The organism is Corallococcus sp. AB049A (assembly GCF_003668885.1).
In the GTDB taxonomy this organism is placed as follows: Bacteria; Myxococcota; Myxococcia; order Myxococcales; family Myxococcaceae; genus Corallococcus; species Corallococcus interemptor.
The window spans coordinates 1-634 of record NZ_RAWL01000890.1; the positions used below are offsets into that span (position 1 = coordinate 1).

The window sequence follows — 634 nt, forward strand, 5'->3', positions numbered from 1 at the left end:
AGCAAAGATTTCCTGTAGGAACAGTGGGTTGGATGACCAGGACCATTTTGCGGATTCGCGCAAAATGGTCCCCATCGGCTCCGGAGCTGAACGGTCAATTGGTGACGTGCGTCTCAGTCGCTACGCCTGCTACTTGGTCGTCCAGAACGCAGATCCCGCCAAGCCGATCGTCGCGGCTGGTCAAACCTATTTTGCTGTTCAAGCTCGTCGTCAGGAGATATCAGACGACCAGAGGTTCGAACAGCTCACGGAGGATGATCGTCGCTTGATGCTTCGCAATGAGATGAGCCACCACAACAAAGGGTTGGTGGCTGCTGCGAAGAAAGCGGGCGTCGAAACTGGTCTCGACTATGCGATCTTCCAGGATCATGGCTACAAGGGCCTGTATGGTGGCCTGAGCGCCAAGGATATCCATCAGCGCAAGGGATTGAAGAAGAGCCAGAAGATCCTCGACCACATGGGTAGCACGGAGCTCGCGGCGAATCTCTTTAGAGCAACACAGGCGGAAGAGAAGATCCGCCGAGACAACATCAATGGGAAGGTAAACGCCAACCAAGCTCACTTCGAAGTTGGTCGCACGGTGCGGCGCACGATCAAAGAGCTGGGAGGCACCATGCCCGAGAGCCTCCCGTGC

At 56.0% G+C, this 634-nt stretch carries 1 protein-coding gene; it reads left to right on the forward strand.

From position 1 onward, the window contains the following. Positions 1 to 7: 7 nt before the first annotated feature. Positions 8 to 634 (forward strand): DNA damage-inducible protein D (dinD, locus tag D7X55_RS40095; RefSeq protein ID WP_255425061.1); only part of this gene is annotated, 627 nt, incomplete at its 3' end.